Origin of the sequence: Mesorhizobium sp., assembly GCF_017306585.1 — a bacterium.
Taxonomy (GTDB): Bacteria; Pseudomonadota; Alphaproteobacteria; order Rhizobiales; family Rhizobiaceae; genus Mesorhizobium.
In genome coordinates this window covers 21,376-28,845 of the sequence record NZ_JAFKIC010000190.1, presented here as the reverse complement: position 1 = coordinate 28,845, position 7,470 = coordinate 21,376, and the positions used below count along the sequence as shown (strand labels likewise).

The following is a 7,470-nucleotide window of genomic DNA, read 5'->3' as shown; positions in this document are numbered from 1 at the left end:
TTCGAAGGATCGATCAGGCCACGGCCGGCCAGTATGCCGCACACCGTGCCGGTGACCGACTTGGCCATCGACTGCGACAAATGCAGCGTGCGCTCGTCCATGCCGTTGAAGTAGCGCTCATAGGCGATCTTGCCGTCCTTGAGCACCAGGAACCCGTCGGTGTAGGTCTCGTCCAGCAATCCCGCCAGCGTCGAAGGCCCGCCCGTGCTGTCCTCTACCGGCAACCCCTCCAGATCGGCCTCGGCCCGTTCGAAACGGTGGCGGTGGCCATTGCCGCGCCAGACTTCGGCGGTCGGCAGAATTTCCCTGATGTGCTGGAAGGCCCAGCGGTTCCAGGGCGGCCTGTCCCAGTCCAGTCTCGGCGGCACCATCCCGGGCGGCGAACCCTGCATGATCGCCGGCCTCGGATCGCTGTTTTGGTAGGAGCTCATGGCGACACCCGTCTGAAAACAAGGAGCCCGGCAAAGCAGATGCCGGGCTCCGATATTGCTATTTCTGGAGTTCGGTCCAGATTTTCGTATAGATCGCGTCGGTCTCGGCCGCGCACATCATGGCCATCGTGCCGTGCGGCTTGCTGGCCTCCGGAATGATGATCTCCGGCGCGTCCCGCATGTCGGCCGGCATGAACTTCTCCGATCCGGCGATGCCGTTGGCATAGCGGTGATAGGCGGAAAGCTGCGCGGCGATCTCCGGGTCCATGATGAAGTTCTGGAACAGCTTGGCGTTCTCGACGTTCTTGGCGTCCTTCAGCACGACGACGTTGTCGCTCCAGTAAGTGAAGCCTTCCTTCGGATAGGCGAAATGGACTTCGGGGCGAGCGAGCCGGATGCGCAGACCGGCGCCGTTCCAGGTGGTGGACGCCTGGAAGTCACCAGCCTTCATCTTGTCGATGGCGCTGTACTCCATCGCTATCCAGTTCGGCTTGGCGGCTACCAGCAGGTCGCGCACCTTCTTCAGGACCTCCTTGTCGGCCGTGCACTGCTCGCCGCCGACATAGCGGATCGCCGCGGTCATGACGTCCTTCATTTCGGGAACGACGTTGATCTTGCCCTTCAGCTCGTCCGGCGTGTTGAAGACGAGGCCCCAGGTGTTGATGTCGCCCTTGTAGGTGTTGGTGTTGACGACGATGCCGACCGTGCCCCAGGCCCACGGCACCGAATATTTGCGGCCGGGGTCGAATTCGGGATTGGCCCAGTCGGGCGATATGTTCTTGGCGTTTTCCATGCCGCCGGGATTGGTCTCGAGCAGCAGGCCTTCCTTGATCCAGATCGGCAGATGCGTCTGCGAGGGCACGGCGATATCGAAGCCGCTTCCGCCCTGGCGCACCTTGGCCAGCGCCGTCTCGTTGGAATCATAGTCGGTGATCGTCACCTTGACCTGGTATTTGTCCTCGAACTTCTTGATGACCTCGGGGCTGGTGTAGTTGCCCCAAGTGTAGATGTTGAGCTCGCCTTCGGCGCGGGCGAAGCCCGTCGCGGCCGTCAGGGCCAGTGCCGCGGTGGCGGCGAACAGTCTTAAATTCATGGCATATTCCCTTTTTTCATAAGAGCTTGGAGGTTCATAAGAGCTTGGGTACCGCAGACAAAAACTGTCTGCCGGCCGGGATCGATCGTCTCGATCCCGGCCGTCTTCATGTCGGCTGAACGTGCTGCTGGAAGCTTACTTCTGCAGCTCGGTCCAGATCTTGGTGTAGAGTTCCTGCGTTTCCGGCGGGCACATCTTCTGCAGTTCGCCGAGCGGCTTGTCTTCCGCCGGAATGACCACTTCCGGTGCGTCTTTCATGTCGGCCGGCATGTACTTGTCCGAACCGGAGATCGCGTTGGCATAGCGGTGGAAGGCCGACAGGCCGGCCGCGTTTTCCGGATCCATGATGAAGTTCTGGAACAGCTTGGCGTTCTCGACGTTCTTGGCTTCCTTCAGAACGACGACGTTGTCGCTCCACAGGCCGTAGCCTTCCTTCGGATAGTTGAAGTGGATGGCCGGATTGGCCAGGCGCTGGCGCAGCGCCGAGCCGTTCCAGTCGCTGGTCGCCTTGAAGTCGCCGGCGCCCATCTTCTCGATGGTGTTGTATTCCATGGCGATCCAGTTCGGCTTGGCGGCAACCAGGAGGTCACGAACCTTCTTCAGCACGGCCTTGTCGTCGGTGCACTGCTGGCCGCCGACATACTTGATCGCGGCGAACATCACGTCGCCCATCTCGGGAACGACGTTGACCTTGCCCTTCAACTCGTCGGGCGTGTTGAAGATGATGCCCCAGGTGTTGGCCGGGCCCTTATAGGCATCCGTGTTGACGACAACGCCGATCGTGCCCCAGGCCCACGGAACGGTGTACTTGCGGCCTGGATCGAAATCGGGATTGGCCCATTCGGGCGCGATGTTCTTGGCGTTTTCCATCTTGCCCGGATCAGTCTCCTGGATGAGGCCTTCCTTGATCCAGATCGGCACGTAAGTCTGCGAGGGCACCGCGATGTCGAAGCCGGTGCCGCCCTGGCGAACCTTGGCCAGCGCCGTGTCATTGGAATCGTAGTCGGTGATCGTCACCTTGACGTTGTACTTGGCTTCGAACTTCTTGATCACGTCGGGGCTGGTGTAATTGCCCCAATTGTAGATGTTGAGCACGCCATCGGCGCGGGCGAGGCCCGTCGAAGCGAGCAGCGCCAACCCCATGGCGGTCGCTGTGGTCTTCCAGTTCATGGTTACAACTCCCATTGTCGGTTTCAGTCTCGTTTCCTGCTGACGAAGAAAAACAACGTGACGATCGCGACCGAAAGCAGCAGGAAGGCGGTCGATATCGCGTTGATCTCGGGTGTGATGCCGCGGCGGATCTGGCCGAGCATGTAGGTGGGCAGCGTGTCCTGGCCGCCCGACTTGACGAACTCGGTGATGACGACATCGTCGAGCGAGATGACGAAGGCCAGCATCAGTCCGGCCAGGATGCCGGGCCACAGCAGCGGCAGCGTGATGCGGCGGAAGGTCTTCCACGGCGTCGCGTAGAGGTCGGCCGCCGCGCGTTCCAGCGTCAGGTCCATATTCTCCAGCCGCGCCCGGATCGGCAGATAGGCGAAGGGAATGCAGAACGCCGTATGCGCGGCGATGAGGTAACCCAGGCCCGAATAGCCGGTGAAGATCTTCACGCGCGAGAAGAAGATCAGCAGCGCCACGGCGGTGACGATTTCGGGCACCATCAGCGGCTGGTTGATCGCCGCGTATTTGAAGGTGAGCCCGGGATAGGAGTTGGTGCGCGTGGTGGCGAGCGCCGCCATCGTGGCGAAGATGGTCGACAGCACGGCCGCGATGGCGCCGATCTGGAACGAGCGCAGCGTCGCGTCGATGACCTGCGTGTTCTGGTAGGCCGACTGGAACCACTTCAGCGAAAAGCCGCCCCATTCGGAAGTCGAGGTCGCCGCGTTGAAGGCGTAGATCACCAGCACGATGATCGGCAGGTAAAGCACCACGAAGCAGGTTGCCGCGATCGCGGTGAACCCTGGCTGGTGCTTGATGGAGAAGTTGCTAGCCATGCCGCACCCCCGACTTGCTGGCGTTGCGCACATAGGCAAGCAGCGCCACCATGACGATGATCATCACCGTGATCGACAGCGCCGAACCCAGCGGCCAGTTACGGCCCTGTCCGAACTGCAACTCGATCAGATTGGACAGCATCATGTTCTTGCCGCCGCCCAGAATGCTCGGCGTCACATAGGCGCCGAGGGCAGGAATGAAGACCAGGATGGAGCCGGCGATGACACCCGGTTTGACCAGCGGGAAGATGATGCGCCAGAGCACCCTGAAACGTGTGGCATAGAGATCGTAACCTGCCTCGACGAGACGGAAGTCGAGCTTTTCCATGCTGGCGTAGATCGGCAGCACCATCAGCGGCAGGTACACATAGGCCATGCCGATCAGGATCGCCGTATCCGTATAGAGGATCTGGACCGGCGCGGAGACGATGCCGAGCTTAAGCAGGATGGTGTTGATGATGCCTTCGTTGCGGATGATCTGCAGCACCGCGAAGGTGCGGATCAGAAGATTGGTCCAGAACGGAATGGTGATCAGGAACAGCCAGAGATCCCGGGTCTTTTCGCTGCGCGTCGCCATGAAATAGGCGGTCGGGAAACCGAGCGCCAGCGTGGCGAGCGTCGTCACCCCCGCGAGCTTGATCGAGCGCCAGAAGATGGTGACGTGCGCCGCCGCGAGCGACAGCGTATCGTCGAAAATGTCGCGCTCCAGGAACACCGACGTCCAGGCGTCGGATGAGAACTGCCACTTCACGTCGCCATAGGCGCCGGGAGCCAGGAACGAATAGACAACCACGATCAGCAACGGGCCGGTCGCGGCGAGCAGGATGACCAGCAAGGCCGGCGCGGACAAAAGCCAGCGGTCGCGGACGTCGCGCCGCTCCGCTGCCTTGGCGACTTCTTCAGCGGTGGCCATCAGTCCCTCAGCACTTGCGCGGCGTCGTTGCCGATCAGGATGCCGACCTTGTCGCCGCGCTCGAAGCCGCAGCCGGCGCTGCGGGAATTCTGCTGGCGCACGGTGAAGGTCTCGCCGCTGTCGAGATGGACATGGATATGGGTGTCGGTGCCGAAATAGACGATGTTGTCGACCGTGCCGGCCAGATCGCCCTTGTCCTTGGTCAGCTTGGCATGCTCCGGCCTGACCACGACAGTGGCGTTGTCCTTCGGCTGGAAGCCGTCGGCGACGGTCGCCTCGATGGCGGCGCCGGATTTAAGCGTGGCGCGCGCCCTGCCGTTTGCGACACCGGATATGGCGGCGGTCAGGAAGTTGGTCTCGCCGATGAAGTCGGCCACGAAGCGGTCCGCGGGCTTGTCGTAGATGTCCCAGGGCGAACCGACCTGCAGGATCTTGCCCGACGACATGACAGCGATGCGGTCCGACATGGTCAGCGCTTCTTCCTGGTCGTGCGTGACGAAGATGAAGGTGATGCCGGTCTCGTGCTGCAGCCGCTTCAACTCGATCTGCATCTCCTTGCGCAGCTTGTAGTCCAGCGCCGACAAGGGCTCGTCGAGCAGCAGCACTTTCGGCTGCGGCGCGAGCGCCCGGGCCAGGGCCACGCGCTGCTGCTGGCCGCCCGAAATCTGCGCCGTCCGGCGGCCCGCCAGGGCCTCCATCTTGACCAGTTTCAGCATCTCGGCGACACGCGCCTTGATCTCGGCCTTCGGCTTGCCCAGCATCTCCAGGCCGAAACCGATATTGTCGGCGACCGTCATGTGCGGGAACAGTGCGTAGGACTGGAAAACCGTGTTGACCGGCCGCTTGAAGGGCGGCAACGGCGCGATGTCCTGGCCATAGAGCAGGATTTCGCCGGCGGTGGGGAAATCGAAGCCGGCGATCAGGCGCAGCAAGGTGGTCTTGCCGCATCCGGATGGTCCCAGCAGCGTGAAGAACTCGTTCTCGCGGATGGATACCGAGACCTTGTCGAGGGCAGCGACCTGCCCTTCACCCGACCCGAAAATTTTGCTGACGTTTACTACTTCAATCGCATTCCGATCCGGTTTGTCCGGCACGACTACGCCTCACTGTTGACCCCGCTCTTGCTGGCGGAGCTTTCCCCTGTTGGATGTGACCACATGGCCGGTAGGTTGGCAAGCCCGGCATTGAATCACAGTTCAGTCAGTCTTTCGGCTAGCAAGCCGCATGCCATTGTCAGGCCTGGTAGGTGACCTTGCCGCCGCAGATCGTCGTCACCGGGTGAAGCTTGTACAGCTTCTCTGGCGCCGCCTTCTCGATGTTATCGGACAGCACCACCAGATCCGCCATGTAGCCCGGCTTCAGAGCGCCTTTGCGATCCTCGGCGAATTCGGCATAGGCGCCCTCGACGGTGTAGGCGGCGATCGATTCATGCAGCGAGAAGCGCTGGTCCGGGTCGGTCTCTGCCCACGGTTTGCGCAGCACTGCCGCCTGAATGCCCAGGATCGGATCGATCGGCGATACCGGCCAGTCCGAAGCGAAGACGACATGCGCGCCGGCATCCTTCAGCGTACGCCAGGCGTAGCTGAGCGGCCAGCGGTCCTTGCCGATGCGCGACACGGTCGGCTCCAGCGGGAAATCCATGGCGCCGGGCGGATGGGGCGGCTGCATCGAGGCAATGACGCCGAGTTCGGCGAAGCGCGGCACGTCGGCTGTGGTGGTGACCTCGATATGTTCGATGCGGTGGCGGCTGTCGCGCTTGCCGTTTGCCTTCTGCGCTGCTGCATATCCATCGAGCACAGCACGCACCGCGCCGTCACCGATCGAGTGCACCGCGATCTGCAGCCCGCGCTTGTCGATGGCGACCGCCAGATCGATGAACTGCTGCGGCGTGAACAGCGGCTCGCCGACCCAATCCGGACGGTCCGCATAGGGTTCGACCATCACCGCCGTCCAGGAATCGAGGACGCCGTCATAGAACACTTTGACGATACCCGAGGACAGCCACTCGCTCTTGTAGCGTTCGGCCATGGCGGAAGCCTTGTCGAGCATGTCGAGCGTCATGAAGTTCTTGTAGTGGAACGGTATCTGCACACGGCAGGGCAGCCCTTCCTCGGCCTCGATCTCGGCCAGCAGCTCCAGCTGGTAAAGGTTACCATCCATGTTCTGGATGGAAGTGATGCCGTGGCGCGCGCACCAGGCGAGCCCGCGCCGCATGATATCGCGATCGAAGGCGCGCTCCTCCGCCGACGGCATCGGGTCCGGCTCGCCGCCTGTCGATAGTCCGAGCCGCACGCGGCTTTCGCCGGCAAGATCGAGCACGGGACCGAACGCTTCGCCTTCGCGCAATTCGCCATTGGCCAGGCCATCCTCGCCCATGACGATCTCGTTGCCGGGCCCGAGTTCGCGCCCGTTCAGAATTCCGGCCTTCTCCAGCGCCTTGGTGTTTGCCCACATAGTATGATGGTCGGGCGCCGCCATGACGAAAGGCCTGTCGGGCAGGATCGCATCGAGATGGTGGCGCGTCACCCGTTCCTCGTCGAGCACCGTGTAGTCGACGCCTTGGCCAACCAGCATCTTCGCTTCGGGACGCGACTGCGCATAGTCGCGGATCGCGGTCTGCAGGGCCTCGAAACCGTGAACGCCGGAGAGCTGCAGATGCGCAAGCTCGGCCGCCCCGGAGAAGAGATGCATATGCGCTTCGATGAAACCAGGAAGCACCGAACCGCCCTTGGCGTCGATGACCTTGGTGGCCGGTCCCTTCAGCGCCTCAACGTCGGCCCGGGCACCGGCAACAAGGATGGCGCCGTCCTTCACGGCGACGGCCTCGGCCGTGGGATTGTCTTCGTCCATGGTCAGCACATGACCGTTGATGACGATCAGATCCGCACTATGACCCGCACCCGTGACAGACATCGCGACTCCGCGCTTTGACGACTGGCTGAAACCGGCAACCCTCTTGCCCGGCGACCCGCCGCTCCAGCGGAGTGGCGTCACGGGACAAAGATCGATGCCGGCGCGCCGTCCTGGAAATTCCCCTTG

The 7,470-nt window shown here is 62.4% G+C and carries 6 protein-coding genes and 1 pseudogene; all 7 read right to left on the bottom strand.

Going from position 1 to position 7,470, the window contains the following annotated elements; genetic code table 11:
* Positions 1 to 431, bottom strand: a pseudogene (locus J0I79_RS23265) (serine hydrolase); the annotation flags it as partial.
* Between the two features lie 58 nt (positions 432 to 489).
* Positions 490 to 1,524 carry an extracellular solute-binding protein gene (locus tag J0I79_RS23260; RefSeq protein ID WP_292864552.1) on the bottom strand — a complete coding sequence of 345 codons (1,035 nt, stop codon included), beginning with the start codon at positions 1,522 to 1,524 and terminating at the stop codon, positions 490 to 492.
* A gap of 135 nt (positions 1,525 to 1,659) precedes the next feature.
* The gene (locus tag J0I79_RS23255; protein WP_292864548.1) at positions 1,660 to 2,694 is read right to left on the bottom strand and encodes an extracellular solute-binding protein; all 1,035 of its coding nucleotides are present in this window, start codon (positions 2,692 to 2,694) and stop codon (positions 1,660 to 1,662) included.
* Positions 2,695 to 2,717: 23 nt separating this feature from the next.
* The gene (locus J0I79_RS23250; RefSeq protein WP_292864545.1) at positions 2,718 to 3,518 is read right to left on the bottom strand and encodes an ABC transporter permease; all 801 of its coding nucleotides are present in this window, start codon (positions 3,516 to 3,518) and stop codon (positions 2,718 to 2,720) included.
* Positions 3,511 to 4,431 (bottom strand): ABC transporter permease, encoded by a 921-nt coding sequence (locus J0I79_RS23245; protein ID WP_292864542.1) that lies wholly within the window; start codon positions 4,429 to 4,431, stop codon positions 3,511 to 3,513. Before J0I79_RS23245 ends, J0I79_RS23250 begins: the two co-directional genes overlap by 8 nt.
* Entirely contained in the window at positions 4,431 to 5,525 is a 1,095-nt protein-coding gene (locus tag J0I79_RS23240) for an ABC transporter ATP-binding protein (protein WP_292864539.1), read from the bottom strand. Before J0I79_RS23240 ends, J0I79_RS23245 begins: the two co-directional genes overlap by 1 nt.
* A 139-nt stretch (positions 5,526 to 5,664) precedes the next feature.
* Complete coding sequence (locus tag J0I79_RS23235) at positions 5,665 to 7,344, bottom strand: amidohydrolase (protein ID WP_292864536.1); 1,680 nt, start codon at positions 7,342 to 7,344, stop codon at positions 5,665 to 5,667.
* Positions 7,345 to 7,470: the final 126 nt, after the last annotated feature.